12 protein-coding genes are annotated in these 14,747 nt (G+C 44.5%); 2 read left to right on the top strand and 10 right to left on the bottom strand.

The window, feature by feature from the left end; genetic code table 11:
* Window position 1: 1 nt before the first annotated feature.
* From MMA19_RS18955 to rpsB, 10 genes are all read right to left on the bottom strand, one after another.
* A complete protein-coding gene (locus MMA19_RS18955; protein ID WP_038223300.1) occupies window positions 2–511 on the bottom strand; it encodes an OmpH family outer membrane protein in 510 nt (169 codons plus the stop codon).
* Between the two features lie 50 nt (window positions 512–561).
* Complete coding sequence (bamA, locus tag MMA19_RS18960) at window positions 562–3,000, bottom strand: outer membrane protein assembly factor BamA (protein ID WP_088876136.1); 2,439 nt, start codon at window positions 2,998–3,000, stop codon at window positions 562–564.
* A 47-nt stretch (window positions 3,001–3,047) separates the two neighbouring features.
* Window positions 3,048–4,406 (bottom strand): sigma E protease regulator RseP, encoded by a 1,359-nt coding sequence (rseP, locus tag MMA19_RS18965; RefSeq protein ID WP_038227900.1) that lies wholly within the window; start codon window positions 4,404–4,406, stop codon window positions 3,048–3,050.
* 16 nt (window positions 4,407–4,422) lie between these two features.
* Window positions 4,423–5,622, bottom strand: a complete 1,200-nt coding sequence (gene ispC, locus MMA19_RS18970; RefSeq protein ID WP_062460756.1) for a 1-deoxy-D-xylulose-5-phosphate reductoisomerase — start codon at window positions 5,620–5,622, stop codon at window positions 4,423–4,425.
* 59 nt (window positions 5,623–5,681) lie between these two features.
* Window positions 5,682–6,524, bottom strand: coding sequence for a phosphatidate cytidylyltransferase (locus MMA19_RS18975; RefSeq protein WP_088876139.1), 843 nt, complete (start codon window positions 6,522–6,524; stop codon window positions 5,682–5,684).
* Window positions 6,525–6,536: 12 nt separating this feature from the next.
* Entirely contained in the window at window positions 6,537–7,292 is a 756-nt protein-coding gene (locus MMA19_RS18980; protein ID WP_038227905.1) for an isoprenyl transferase, read from the bottom strand.
* Window positions 7,293–7,387: 95 nt separating this feature from the next.
* Window positions 7,388–7,945 (bottom strand): ribosome recycling factor, encoded by a 558-nt coding sequence (frr, locus tag MMA19_RS18985; protein ID WP_031494736.1) that lies wholly within the window; start codon window positions 7,943–7,945, stop codon window positions 7,388–7,390.
* Between the two features lie 83 nt (window positions 7,946–8,028).
* Complete coding sequence (gene pyrH / locus MMA19_RS18990; RefSeq protein WP_038227906.1) at window positions 8,029–8,760, bottom strand: UMP kinase; 732 nt, start codon at window positions 8,758–8,760, stop codon at window positions 8,029–8,031.
* Between the two features lie 150 nt (window positions 8,761–8,910).
* Window positions 8,911–9,753: a translation elongation factor Ts gene (tsf, locus tag MMA19_RS18995; RefSeq protein WP_038227908.1), complete on the bottom strand. Its 843-nt coding sequence runs from the start codon at window positions 9,751–9,753 to the stop codon at window positions 8,911–8,913.
* 129 nt (window positions 9,754–9,882) lie between these two features.
* Window positions 9,883–10,614: a 30S ribosomal protein S2 gene (gene rpsB / locus MMA19_RS19000; RefSeq protein WP_006072474.1), complete on the bottom strand. Its 732-nt coding sequence runs from the start codon at window positions 10,612–10,614 to the stop codon at window positions 9,883–9,885.
* A 370-nt stretch (window positions 10,615–10,984) separates the two neighbouring features.
* Here rpsB and map point away from each other — a divergent pair, with 370 nt between their 5' ends.
* On the top strand, window positions 10,985–11,863 hold the full coding sequence (gene map, locus MMA19_RS19005; protein ID WP_240206960.1) for a type I methionyl aminopeptidase: 879 nt from the start codon (window positions 10,985–10,987) through the stop codon (window positions 11,861–11,863).
* Between the two features lie 110 nt (window positions 11,864–11,973).
* On the top strand, window positions 11,974–14,598 hold the full coding sequence (gene glnD, locus MMA19_RS19010; protein ID WP_240206961.1) for a bifunctional uridylyltransferase/uridylyl-removing protein GlnD: 2,625 nt from the start codon (window positions 11,974–11,976) through the stop codon (window positions 14,596–14,598).
* The last annotated feature ends 149 nt before the right edge of the window (window positions 14,599–14,747 follow it).

Consider the following 14,747-nt stretch of genomic DNA (forward strand, 5'->3'; position numbering starts at 1 on the left):
GTTACTTAAGTGAGTCGATAACTTTCTTCGAGATGTTGAACTCTTCTTTTGCATAACCAACCGCTTGAATATCGATGATCATGTCGTAGCCTTCTTTTTTCGCTACTTTTTCAACTGCCTCTTGGATAGTCTTGAACAGCTTCTGTTTTTCTTCTGCTTCACGGCGCTGGCTCTCTTTCTCTAGAGCTTGGCCTTTGATCTTGTATTTGCTATCTAGCTGACCAATCTCGATACGTAGTTTCTCGATTTCATCTTTACCTAGTAGCTCACCATCACGCTGAAGTTTTTCCATCTTCTTAGCTGCATCCGCTTGAATCGCTTGTAGCTCAGCAGCTTTGTCTTTGAACTCATTCTGTAATTTTTGCAGTGTTGCTTCACGCTGTGGAAGTGCTTGGAAAACTTGAAGCGTATTCACATAGCCAATTTTCTGCGCCGCTTCTGCTGCGTTTGCAAACAGTGAAGACGTAAGGATAACTAGGCCAAGTCCAGCCGCTTTCATTAATTTTTTCAAGGTCGATTCCTCTGTTCGTATAGAAACTATTTTCGTTACAAAATATATAGTTAGAAAGTATTACCAATCGTGAAGGTAAAGGCTTCGGTTTTATCGCCTTCAAACTTCTTAACTGGCGTTGCGAGTGAGAATACTAGAGGTCCCATTGGAGACATCCACTGTACTGCTACACCTACCGACGCTCGGTAATTCGACGGATCCGAGTAATCGTAATAATACTGGCTTCCAGGCATGTTAGGGTCTGGTGAAACATAAGTAAACTCTGTGTCCCAAAGGCTTGCTGCATCCATAAACACGCTGGTACGAATTTGATTACGGAACTCATCCGAAGCAAATGGAGTTGGGACAATCAACTCAACGCTAGCAAGCGCTACCGCGTTACCACCCACTGATTGGTCAGTCGCTGAGTAACACGGGTTATTCCCACCTACATTACCGCAACCACCACCATTTGGATCGTTATAGACTGCTTTAGGGCCTACTGAGTTCTGACGGAAACCTCGAAGTGTGGAGAAACCACCCACATAGAAGTTCTCGTAAAACGGCAGCAAGTTATCATTGCCATTGGTTTGACCATAACCGTTACCGTAACCTAAGCGACCTTTCAACAATAACGTAAAATTGTGACTTTCAGTAATAGGAAAATACTGTCTTATGTCATATTGAGTCTTGAAGTATTGAACATCCGATCCAGGAACCGTCACTTTACCATAGAGTTTTTGATGGTTACCTGCGGTCGGGAAACGTCCACGGTTTAAATTATTTCGAGTCCATGCAGCCGTTAGATGGAAATCATCCGTAATCAAGTTACCTTCTGAATCACGGTTCTTCTCTTGAGCTTGCAGGAACTTCTCAATTTGAACGTACTCTTTGATATTACCCAATCGACTATGTGTATAACCACCACCAAACTCTAGGTAGTTAAGTTCGTCGACCGGGAAACCCCAAGTCAACGTACCACCATAACTTTGATCGGTATAGTCAACGATACCAGCTTTCGAGGCTTCAAACTCATTGTAGAAAATCTGACCACCAAGGCTGACACCATCTAGGTTCCAGTATGGGTCGCGATAATCCAACGTTACGTTTTTCTGATACTTGTTGGTCATCGCACTGATACCAACTCGGTCCCCAGAACCTGCAAAGTTATCTTGCTGAAGACCAACCTGGAAGCTAATACCTGATTCAGTACCATAACCGACACCAAAGTTAATGCTTCCTGAGTTTGCCTCTTTGACATCGTATACCAAGTCTACTTGATCATCAGTGCCAGGAACACGTACTGTTTGAACATCAACCGTTTCAAAGAAACCTAATCGGTTCAGACGGTTTTTACCGGTTTCAATAGACTTCGAGTTCAACCAGCTCGATTCCATCTGACGCATTTCACGACGTAACACTTCATCTTTGGTGGAGTTGTTACCTGTGAATCGAATATCGCGAACATAAATACGGTTTCCAGCTTCAACATTAATGACCAAAGAAACTTGGTTATTCTCATCATCAAACTCTGGAATGGTGCGTACTTGCGGGTAAGCATAGCCAGCTTCACCCAAGACGCGCTTAATGTTCTCTTCTAATGCAGTAACACTAGAGCCGTTATAAGTATCACCATCCTTAAATGGAACCATACTTTCGAACTCAGCTTGTTTACCAATTAGCTGACCACGGAACTTCACATCTTTTACTTGATAAGGTTCACCCTCATCAATACCTAGTGTGATGTAAACGCCTTTCTTGTCAGGAGAAATCGATACTTGAGTCGTATCGACTTTGAACTTTAAGTAGCCTCGATCGAGGTAGAACGACTTGAGGGCTTCAATATCGCCTGCGAGAACTTGCTTTTGGTATTTATCATCCGCAAGGAAATTCCACCATGCGACATCTACATTCAGGTTAAAACGTGATAGTAATTCCTGATCGCTAAAGACAGTATTACCAATGAAGTTAATCTGTTTGATCTTTGCCGAAACACCTTCAGAGAATACAAACTTCAAGTCAGCACGATTACGTGGCAACGGTGTAACCACCGCTTGAACCTTCGCGTTATATTTACCGACACTGTAATAGAAATCTTCTAGACCTTTTTCGATATTACTTAACGTTGTGCGGTCTAGAGCTTCACCGACAATAACACCTGACGCATCAAGGTTTTGCTGTAGTTGCTCTTCCTTTATCGCGCTGTTACCTGAGAAAGAGATGCTCGCAATAGTTGGGCGCTCTTTGACACGTATCACCAGTGCGTCTTTATCACGAAGTACCTTAATATCCTCAAAGTTACCCGATTGATAGAGGGCATTAATGATCTCTGAGATATCTTTACTGTCTACCGAATCACCAATACGTACAGGCATTTTCAAAAGAGCGGCACCTAGTGCTACCCTTTGCAAACCTTCGATTCGAATGTCCTGTACAACAAAATCCTCAGCCCCATTCGCCGACACACTGGTCGCTAGTAGAGATGCGAATAGAATATGCTTAATCGCCATACCTGCTCTAATTAATCCTTGCTAATACCGCTGCCTAAATTCTGATATCAAAGGCGTGTAAAATCATTAAAAATTGCTATCAGCATCAATGAGAAGATAATAGCCCCTCCCACTCGATACCCCATTTCTTGTACTTTTTCTGGTACAGGTCTTCTAATTACTGCTTCAATTGCAAAGAACAATAAATGTCCTCCATCAAGCATTGGCAATGGTACTAAGTTGATAATACCCAAGTTGACACTAATCAGCGCCAAGAAGCCTAAGAAATAAACCAGTCCATAATCTGCGGTTGTACCTGCCCCTTTCGCAATCGAAATAGGTCCGCTTAGATTGTTTAGGCCAACATCACCCACGATCAGCTTTTTCAGCATAGAGATCGTAAGTTCGATAATTTGTCCCGTTTTCGCGATAGCTTTACCTACCGCTTCAACCGGCCCGTATTGAAGGTCAAAGCGATAACTCGCAGGCCACTCACCAATCTCTGGAGCGATACCCGCAAAGCCAATAACCGTGCCATCTCTTAGCTCACGTGACCCAGGAGTCAATGTTGTTGTTAATCGCTCACCGTCTCTCAGCACTTGTATAGTCACTGGACTATTTGGGTTCGCTTGAATCACATCCACAACTTGTTGCCATTGAGAGATGTCTTGCTCTCCCGCCGAGATAATAGTATCACCAACCTGAAGGCCAGCTGCCGCACCGGCTCCGTCTTCACTTACATTTGTCAGCGTTGTTTTAATCTCTGGGGTATACGGTTTAAAACCAAGCGTCCCCATAGCAGACTCTGTTTCTGGATTAAAGTTCCAGTCCGACAAATCAATTGTTAATTTTTTGTCCGTTCCTATTTGGCTATCTGATGAAACTGTGACCGTCATTTGATTATCGCCAATATGCGACACTAGCCCCAAATTAACCGATTCCCAGTCCAACGTTGGCGTACCATCAATGGATTTGAACTCCATTCCGGAAGTCAGTCCAGCTTGGGCAGCAATCGAGTGTGGGGTAACTTCGCCAATAACAGGCTTAACCGCAGGCACACCAATCAAAAACACCAGCCAGTAAGCAAACACCGCAAAAAAGAAGTTAAAAGCTGGCCCTGCACCTACAATAGCGGTTCTTTTCCAGAGAGGCTTTTTATCAAAGGCATACTTGTGATCGGCTTCAGAGACTTCATCGACTCGACTATCGAGCATCTTGACATAGCCGCCTAAAGGAATGACAGAGATACTATATTCAGTTCCATCTTTACCGATTTTCGACCAAATCGATTTACCGAAACCAATCGAGAACTTTTCGACATACACACCACACTTTCGCGCTACCCAAAAGTGACCGTATTCATGTACGGCGACTAGAATCCCTAGCGCAACAATAAAGGACGCGAAGTTCCAAAGGATGTCCGTCATATCAAAAATTCTCTCACTAAATCGAACGCACGATTTCTCGTGCATAGTTTCGAGCCATTCTATCTAGCTCAAGAATAGTTTCCAAGTTATCTAATTGTATAAATTCATTTGCTGAACAGACTTTCGACATAACGCGCTCATTTACCACGCTAATATCAGTAAAACGGATTTTTTCCGACAAGAAGGCTTCAACCGCAATTTCATTCGCGGCATTGATAGCCGTCGTTGCATGTTGTCCTTCAAAACAGGCATCCATTGCTAACGCTAAGCAAGGATACTTGGCATAGTCTGGAGCCATAAAACTCAGTTCACCGATTGTCGTAAAATCAAGAGGAGCTACTCCGGAAGGGATTCGCTCAGGATAAGACATCGAATAAGCAATCGGCGTTGCCATATCTGGCTGTCCCATCTGTGCTATGACCGAACCATCATTGTATTGCACCATAGAGTGAATCACCGACTGAGGATGAATGACTACTTTTAGCTGCTCTCGATTGGTATTGAATAGCCAGCGAGCCTCAATAAATTCCAAACCCTTATTCATCATTGTTGCTGAATCAACAGAAATTTTTGGCCCCATTGACCAATTTGGATGAGCGATTGCCTGCGCAGGTGTTACTGAAGAAAGCGTTGAAACGTCTGTATATCTAAAAGGACCACCCGAACCGGTTAAAAGGATATGATTGATACCCGCTTCAGCTAACTGGCAGTTCCCAAGATTGGTTTGAATATTTGCAGGTAAACATTGGAATATGGCGTTATGTTCACTATCAACAGGCAGCAACTGAGCGCCAGATTCATACACGGCGTCCATAAATAGCTTACCAGACATGACCAGCGCTTCTTTATTAGCTAACAGGACGCGTTTGCCCGCTTTCACAGCGGCAAGCGTAGGTAACAAGCCCGCTGCACCGACGATAGCAGCCATTACAACATCGACATCACTGGATTCCGATACCATGCACATCGCTTGTTGACCAAACAGTACTTCGGTTATCGTATCACGAGGAAGCAGTCGCTTTAGCTCTGATGCATCTGCCTCCTCATTTAAGACCGCAAACTTGGGTTTCCAAATGGAGCAAAGCTCAGCCATCTTGGCTACGTTTTTACCACCAACAAGAGCATAGATGGCGAAAGATGAAGGGTTTTCTGAAACGACTTTTAGAGTGCTTGCTCCAATAGAACCAGTAGCGCCTAGAATGGTTAGATTTTGCATGCTATTACAACCGCTTATAAGCAACCAGAGAATAAGAACTTATTCTCTGGTTGGGAAGATTAGAAAATGAGATAAAGAAGAGCAAATACAGGAAACGCTGCGGTTAGACTGTCCACACGATCGAGGACACCACCATGACCCGGAATAATGTTACTACTGTCTTTTATCTTCGACACTCGTTTAAACATACTTTCCACTAAGTCGCCAAGCACTGAAATAACAACTGTGGCAAGAGTAATGATAGTCATACTGACATAGCTCGTAAACTGAATATCGAAGAGTAATGAGCTTCCCCATGCGACAACCAAAGCTGCAGCAATGCCGCCAATCAAACCTTCAATCGTCTTATTAGGGCTTACATGAGGGGCCATCTTACGTTTACCTAAACTTTTTCCAGCAAAGTAAGCGCCGCTATCGGCAGCCCAAACGATCAAACAGACAAACAGAACCAGTTTTGAGCCGTAATAAGGGTCTAGGTAGTAATGCTGTCCTCTCAGGATAACAATGCTCCACAAAAATGGCAGCAAAGTTAGCAGACCAAATAGATGTCGGAGTACATTAGAGTGCTCCCATAGTCCTGCAGACTTAGGATAGGACATCGCTAAACCACTGGCGATAAGCCACCAGCTAAAACCAATACCTAGCAATAAAAGGTGTGATGAATCTACCTGGTTCAAAGAGACAATGTCAGACGGGACAATAAATAAAGAGAGTCCAACTGCAAGGCCAGAAGGAATTAAAGCGAGTAGCCGAGAACGGGTAAGAGTAAATTGAGTCCATTCCCATGCGCCAACAAGCGTGACTGCCGCAACAAAACCGATAAACCACGTTAATGGCAGTGAAAAAATACCCCAAACCACCAGCGGAGCTAGTATTAGGGCGGTAATAATTCGTTGTTTCAAATTAAATCGTCCTTAATTGGCTTCCATTAACGCTTTGACTTGTTCTCCGGTACAACCGAAGCGCCTTTCGCGATTCACAAACCAAGTGATTGCCTGAATGAGGCTGTCCTCGTCAAATTCTGGCCAGTACTCTTCCGTGAAGTACATTTCGGCATACGCCATTTGCCAAAGCATAAAGTTGCTAATGCGACATTCACCACTAGTACGAATCAAAAGGTCGACATCTGGGAGATCGGACATAGTGACACAACGACCAATCATATCTTCAGTAATGTCATCCGCAGAGAGCTCTCCTTGTTCTACAAGTCCAGCTAACCTTTTGGTTGCTTGTAAAATATCCCACTTACCGCCGTAGTTTGCTGCGACGTTGATAACAGTACCAGTGTTGTTTTCTGTCAATTTCTCCGCTTCAGCGATTTTTCTTTGTAATCTGTCATTAAAGCGTGATTTGTCGCCGATGATGCGAAGACGTAAGTTATTTTTATGAAGCTTTTTGATTTCACTCGACAGAACCGTAATAAACAGCTCCATCAGCAGACCGACTTCATCTTCAGGTCTACGCCAATTCTCACTACTGAAGGCAAACAGTGTCACTGCTTGAATATTCAGTTTTGCAGCGGCAGAAATGGTCTTACGTACCGCAGAAACCCCTTTTTTATGCCCGAAAACGCGTGGTTTTCCCTTAGATTTTGCCCAACGTCCATTACCATCCATGATGATAGCAATATGTTTTGGAAGGGAATCATTGAAGATGTGTGAGTTTTGCATAAAAGAGTATAGTTATAATTCGGGTCGGACAGAGTAGCATAAAAAAACGCTGTGCTGTCAGCACAGCGTTCAAACTAGAACTGATTGGTGAAATATTAGACTTCCATCAACTCTTTTTCTTTTGCTGCAAGAAGTTCATCAACATTTTTCACTGCTGCATCGGTAAGCTTTTGAATCTCATCTTGTGCTTTACGATCTTCATCTTCAGAAATTTCTTTATCTTTCAGTAGCGCTTTCAAGTCACCGTTAGCGTCACGACGAATATTACGGATTGCAACGCGGCCGCCTTCAGCTTCACCACGAACGATCTTCACTAGGTCTTTACGACGCTCTTCTGTTAGCGGTGGAAGTGGCACGCGGATAACCGTACCCGCAGACATTGGGTTTAAACCAAGGTCAGAAGTCAGAATCGCTTTTTCAACTTTAGGCGCAAGCTCTTTATCGAATACTGTAATAGCAAGTGTACGCGCGTCTTCAGCAATGACGTTTGCTACTTGGTTTAGAGGTGTTGGCGCACCGTAATATTCAACAGAGATACCTTGAAGAAGGCTTGGGTGTGCACGACCTGTGCGAATTTTAGTTAGGTTATTCTTAAGTGCTTCAACACTTTTTGCCATGCGCTCTTGAGCGTCTTGTTGGATTTCGTTAATCACAATATCACCTTAAATAATAGTAACCTGAAAGCCAGTCTGCTTTCAGGCTATGTCCTTCGATAATTCTGGTTAAGAGTGTACTCTTATTCTGCGTCGCTGATAAGTGTGCCTTCTGCTTCACCCATCACAACACGACGCAATGCACCTGGCTTATTCATGTTGAATACGCGGATTGGCATCTTATGGTCACGAGCCAATGTGAATGCCGCCAAGTCCATTACTTTCAGCTCTTTCTCTAGAACTGCGCTGTAAGAAAGCTTATCACATAAAACTGCATCAGGGTTAGCCACTGGATCAGCAGTGAAAACACCATCTACTTTTGTTGCTTTAAGCACAACATCAGCTTCGATTTCGATACCACGAAGACACGCAGCAGAGTCCGTTGTGAAGAATGGGTTACCAGTACCTGCTGAGAAAATCACCACGCGGCCTTGACGTAATTCACGAATAGCATCAGCCCAGTTGTAATCGTCGCAAACACCTTTAAGAGGGATAGCAGACATAACACGTGCATTCACATACGCACGGTGAAGTGCATCACGCATAGCTAGGCCATTCATAACCGTTGCTAGCATACCCATGTGATCACCAACTACACGGTTCATACCTGCTTCAGCAAGGCCTGCACCACGGAACAAGTTACCACCACCAATGACTACACCAACTTGAACACCCAGTTCAACCAGTTCTTTAACCTCTTGTGCCATACGGTCAAGGATTTTTGGATCGATACCAAAGCCTTCCTCGCCTTGTAGCGCTTCACCACTAAGTTTTAACAGAATACGTTGATAAGCTGGTTTAGGGTTCGTTGTCATGAAGTATACCTTCCAAAGAGTTATCGATTAACGGTCATGGCTTGAGACTAGTATAGACTCAACTCATGACGGCTAAAAAATGACAGATAGCCTAGTCGTAAAAAGACCGTAGCCTAGGCCACGGTCTTTTCATCAACAAATCATCAAGGATTAACCTTTCTGAGCTGCTGCTACTTCGTCAGCGAAGCTCATTTGCTCGCCCTTGTCGATGCCTTCACCAACTTCTAGACGTACAAAAGTAGCTACTGATGCGCCACGCTCTTTAAGGATTTCGCCAACAGTTTTCTTTGGCTCCATTACGAACGCTTGACCAGTTAGAGAGATTTCGCCAGTGAATTTCTTCATGCGGCCAACAACCATCTTCTCAGCGATCTCAGCAGGCTTGCCTTCGTTCATAGCGATTTCAACTTGAACAGCTTTCTCTTTTTCTACTACGTCTGCAGGTACGTCTTCTGGGTTAACGAACTCTGGACGAGAAGCAGCAACGTGCATAGCAACGTGCTTAAGAGTTTCTGCGTCGCCTTCACCAGCAACAACAACACCGATCTTCTCACCGTGACGGTAAGTAGCGATAGCAGCGCCTTCAACGTACTGTACGCGACGGATGTTGATGTTTTCACCGATCTTAGCAACAAGAGTAACACGCTCGTCTTCGAACTTAGCTACTAGCTCTTCAGCAGTTGCTTTAGTTGCTAGAGCTTCGTCAGCTACTTTCTCAGCAAATGCTGTGAAGTTTGCATCTTTAGCAACGAAGTCAGTTTGGCAGTTAACTTCAAGAAGAGCAGCAACGCCGTTCTCTTCTTTAATGATGATCGCGCCTTCAGCAGCGATGTTACCTGCTTTTTTAGCAGCTTTAGCAGCGCCAGACTTACGCATGTTTTCGATTGCTAGTTCGATGTCGCCGTTAGTTTCAACAAGCGCTTTCTTACATTCCATCATGCCTGCGCCAGTGCGGTCGCGCAGTTCTTTAACTAGAGCAGCAGTAACAGCCATTCTCTATTCCTCAGTTGATTCTGATTAGGGTAAAAATCAGGGGCTCTCATTCGGCCCCTGATGCTAACTATAACTCAGTTTATATGAAGACTAGATGTCTTCGAAACTAAGTGTGACTTCGAGCCGCTATTATTCAGCTTCTTCTACGAAACCGTCTTTGTCAGCTACAGCTGCAACGTCTTTGTTGCGACCTTCTTTAACCGCGTCTGCAGCAGCGTTTAGGTAAAGCTGTACTGCACGGATTGCGTCGTCGTTACCTGGGATAACGTAGTCAACGCCGTCTGGGTTAGAGTTAGTATCAACAACAGCAAATACTGGGATACCTAGGTTGTTTGCTTCTTTAACAGCGATGTGCTCGTGATCAGCGTCGATTACGAATAGAGCGTCTGGTAGGCCGCCCATGTTCTTGATACCACCAAGAGACTTCTCTAGCTTCTCCATTTCGCGAGTGCGCATTAGAGCTTCTTTCTTAGTTAGTTTCTCGAAAGTACCGTCTTGAGCTTGTGCTTCGAAATCTTTTAGACGCTTGATAGACTGACGAACAGTTTTGTAGTTCGTTAGCATACCGCCCAACCAACGGTTGTTCACGTAGAACTGGTCAGCGTTGATTGCAGCTTCTTTAACAGCTTCAGATGCAGCGCGCTTAGTACCAACGAAAAGAACTTTACCTTTCTTCTCACCGATTTTAGCTAGCTCAGCTAGTGCATCGTTGAACATTGGTACAGTTTTTTCTAGGTTGATGATATGTACGCGGTTACGAGCACCAAAGATGAATGGCTTCATTTTTGGGTTCCAGTAACGAGTCTGGTGACCGAAGTGAACACCAGCTTTTAGCATATCGCGCATTGATACAGTTGCCATTTTAAATTCCTCTATGGGGTTAGGCCTCCACATTTCCCATGAATCCGACTTGGTATGAATGATTACTCAAGCACCCCGGAACATGTGACGAAATGTGTGTGATTTAAATTAAAGTTAATGGGAACAAAACCGAGCTCGCCGATTCGAAGAAACTAAGTCCTGTTTCCGGCGCGCTTTATACCATAATTTGGCCACTGATTTCTACAAAAATCGCAATAAATGTACAAAGTACAATCATCACAGCAGTGAGTTTTTAACTAAACCCAACTAAAATGAATCACGTACATAACTACAAACGAGTTTTATTCTTGTTGCGCTTAATCTCGCCACTGATAGAATAACCCGTCAATTTAGAAAGCAGAGAACACAGATGTCTATCAAAATCAAAACTGAAGCTGAAATCGAAAGAATGCGTATCGCAGGTAAGCTTGCAGCAGAGCTTTTAGAAATGATCGAACCTCACGTGAAAGAAGGGGTAACGACGGAAGAGCTCGATAGAATTTGTGCGGATTTCACTCGTGAGCGTGGCGCTTACTCGGCCCCACTTGATTATCACGGTTATCCAAAATCAATCTGCACATCGATCAACCACATTGTTTGTCACGGTATCCCAGCAGAACAAGACGCAATGGGTACTACAGGTAAACTAAAACCGGCTGTTCTAAAAAATGGCGATATCGTCAACGTGGACGTGACAGTTATTATTCCTAACGATGAAAATGCCTCACTAGACACTCGTCCAGAAGGTTATCACGGCGATACATCAAAAATGTTTTTAGTCGGTGATGTTTCACCTGCTGATAAGCGCCTATGTATGGTTGCTCAAGAAGCACTGTATCTGGGCATGAAGACCGTCAAACCAGGTTCCACAGTTGGTGCTATCGGTACTGAGATTGAAAAATTCATTAAAACGAATAACAAGAACAACCCACGTAATAAGTTCTCTATCGTGAAGGATTTTTGTGGCCACGGTATCGGTTCTGAGTTCCATGAGGAGCCACAAGTGGTTCACTACAAAAACAACGACCGCCGTGTACTAAAAGAAGGTATGGTGTTCACTATTGAACCAATGATCAATGCTGGTAAATTTGGCTGCAGCATTGACGCAGAAGACGATTGGACAGTCTACACTGGCGACGGCAAAAACTCCGCGCAATGGGAACATACGATTGTGGTAACCAAAACAGGTTGCGAAGTATTGACCTTACGTAGCGACGAATCTATTCCTCGTCACATGAACAATATCTAGCCATTCCGCTTCGATTCAACAATATCCCCAAACACTGGGGATATTTTTTTATCTGAATCATTTTGGTATAACCGTAGTTAGAAACTTTTTTGCTTGCACGGATCGCACTCATGACTTTTCAGAGCCCAACCACACTAAGCGACGAACAACTCACGATCAGCGAGTTAAAGTCACAATTAGAAACCTTTTCTGAACATCAGAAACAGGAGTTCTTAAATCACCACCCTATTACCGATTTGGTCCTAGGTCGTTCAGATTACATTGACCAGCTACTTAACCGGTTATGGCAGTTCACTGGTCTAGCTAACCAAACCAGCCTAGCGTTAGTGGCTGTAGGTGGATATGGTCGCGGCGAGCTGCACCCGCTATCGGATATCGATATTCTGGTAGTCTCGCGCAAAAAGCTTCCAGCGAACCTTGAAAGCACCATCAGTGAATTCATTACCCTACTTTGGGATCTGAGATTAGAAGTCGGTCACGCAGTAAGAACCGTTCAAGAATGCCTAGAAATCGGCCAGTCGGACTTAACCGTTGCGACGAATCTTCAAGAGGCGCGTTTGCTATGTGGCAGCGAAGACACCTTTTCCTTACTTAAGAGCCAGATTGATTCCGAAGAATTTTGGCCCTCAGAAACCTTTTATCACGCAAAAATCGAAGAACAACGCACTCGTCACGCCAAGTACCACGACACCACCTACAATCTAGAACCCGATATTAAATCCACCCCGGGCGGATTGCGTGATATCCATACTCTAAGTTGGGTAGCGCGCAGCCACTTTGGGGCTACTTCCTTGTACGAGATGAGCCGATTTGGTTTCCTCACCGATGCAGAGTACCGAGAACTCGTCGAGTGCCAGAACTTTCTCTGGCGCGTGCGCTTTGCACTACACATCGAACTACGACGCTACGACAATCGGCTAACCTTCGCTCATCAAGCTCAAGTGGCCGAGAACTTAGGCTTTGTTGGTGAAGGCAACGTAGCGGTCGAGATGATGATGAAAGAGTTCTATCGAACACTACGACGTGTCGCTGAACTGAATAAGATGTTGTTGAAACTGTTTGATCAAGCCATCGTCAATAAAGGTAAGATTCAAGACGCTATCGTCATTAACGATGATTTCCAGCGGAGGGGCAAACTCATAGAAGCAAGAAAGCCTGCGCTGTTTCAAGCTAGGCCAGAAACCATCTTAGATATGTTTATTCATATCGCTAATGACTCGAGTATTGAAGGCGTCAGCCCAGCAACATTGCGTCAATTACGTACTGCTCGACGTCGATTAAACAAGTTTTTGCACACCATTCCGGCAGCAAGAGAGAAGTTTATGGATCTGGTTCGCCACCCGAACGCGCTGCACCGAGCGTTTCGCTTGATGCACAAGCTAGGGGTTTTATCGGCCTACCTGCCCCAGTGGAGTCAGATCGTCGGACAAATGCAATTTGACCTGTTTCATGTCTACACCGTTGACGAACACAGTGTCCGCCTACTGAATCATATCCACACCTTTAGCATCGAGGAAAACTACTCCAAGCACCCCATTTGCTGCGAGGTCTATCCTCGTATGCAGAAAAAAGAACTGCTTATCCTCGCTGCCATTTTTCATGACATCGGTAAAGGTCGAGGGGGCGATCACTCTGAGATCGGCGCTGTCGAAGCGTATGATTTCTGTATGGAACACGGCTTGTCTAAACCGGAAGCCAAACTGGTCTCTTGGTTGGTTCAAAATCACCTTTTGATGTCGGTTACCGCTCAACGTCGTGATATTTACGACCCAGATGTAATTATCGAATTTGCTAAAAAAGTTCGCGATGAAGAATACCTCGAGTATCTAGTCTGCCTCACTGTTGCCGATATCTGTGCCACGAACCCAGAGTTATGGAACAGTTGGAAGCGAACCTTGCTTGCTGAGCTCTTCTACTCCACACAGCGAGCACTTAGAAGAGGCCTAGAGAATCCCGTCGATGTTCGTGACCGTATTCGACACAATCAACAACTCTCTTCAGCGCTTCTACGTAAGCAAGGCTTTAACGCTCGAGAGATCGAAGTACTTTGGCAACGATTCAAGGCTGACTATTTCCTAAGACATACTCATAAGCAGATTGCCTGGCACAGTGAACATATCCTTAATGCCGATGATCCTACTAAGCCGCTAGTGCTGATGAGTAAGAATGCGACACGTGGCGGCACTGAAGTCTTTGTATATTGCCAAGATCAGCCTGCATTATTTGCCACAGTGGTTGCAGAACTCGATCGCCGCAATTTTAACGTGCATGACGCACAGATCATGACCAGTAAGGACGGTTTCGTCCTTGATACCTTTATGGTGCTTGATCAACATGGTGATGCCATTGATGTAGAGCGACACTCTGCGGTGATCAAACATTTGGTTCATGTCTTGGAGGATGGACGCCCTACCCGCGTAAAAACGCGTCGCGCACCAAGAAACCTAAAGCATTTCAATGTAAAAACTCAGGTCGACTTTTTGCCCACTAAGGGGAAAAAGCGCACACTGATGGAACTGGTCGCTTTGGATGCCCCAGGCTTACTAGCAAAAGTGGGAGCGACGTTTGCCCAGCTTGGCGTTAATCTACATGCGGCGAAAATCACCACAATTGGTGAACGTGCAGAAGACTTATTTATCTTAACAAGCGCAACGGGTGGCAGACTGTCTGAAGAGGAACAGAGCCAGCTAAAACAAAAACTACATGACACAATTTCAGAACAAATTGCTAGTTAGCAAATAGTTGTTAGTAATAATGACTGGCCACACCGTCGTGGCCAGTTGTCTAAATTAAAATTGCGCATCATTTAAGCGATCTCGTCCACATTTCTCTCTTATTTGTCTAATTATCAGCTATCTACCACATTAATTGCCTGCTACAGTTG

Source organism: Vibrio sp. CyArs1 (assembly GCF_022432925.1).
Classification (GTDB): domain Bacteria; phylum Pseudomonadota; class Gammaproteobacteria; order Enterobacterales; family Vibrionaceae; genus Vibrio; species Vibrio mediterranei.

Coding starts and splice junctions, on each gene's coding strand:
- bamA (WP_088876136.1), bottom strand. CDS start 3,000: ATGGCGATTAAGCATATTCTATTCGCATCTCTACTAGCGACCAGTGTG.
- rseP (WP_038227900.1), bottom strand. CDS start 4,406: ATGACGGACATCCTTTGGAACTTCGCGTCCTTTATTGTTGCGCTAGGG.
- ispC (WP_062460756.1), bottom strand. CDS start 5,622: ATGCAAAATCTAACCATTCTAGGCGCTACTGGTTCTATTGGAGCAAGC.
- MMA19_RS18980 (WP_038227905.1), bottom strand. CDS start 7,292: ATGCAAAACTCACACATCTTCAATGATTCCCTTCCAAAACATATTGCT.
- pyrH (WP_038227906.1), bottom strand. CDS start 8,760: ATGACAACGAACCCTAAACCAGCTTATCAACGTATTCTGTTAAAACTT.
- tsf (WP_038227908.1), bottom strand. CDS start 9,753: ATGGCTGTTACTGCTGCTCTAGTTAAAGAACTGCGCGACCGCACTGGC.
- rpsB (WP_006072474.1), bottom strand. CDS start 10,614: ATGGCAACTGTATCAATGCGCGATATGCTAAAAGCTGGTGTTCACTTC.
- map (WP_240206960.1), top strand. CDS start 10,985: ATGTCTATCAAAATCAAAACTGAAGCTGAAATCGAAAGAATGCGTATC.
- glnD (WP_240206961.1), top strand. CDS start 11,974: ATGACTTTTCAGAGCCCAACCACACTAAGCGACGAACAACTCACGATC.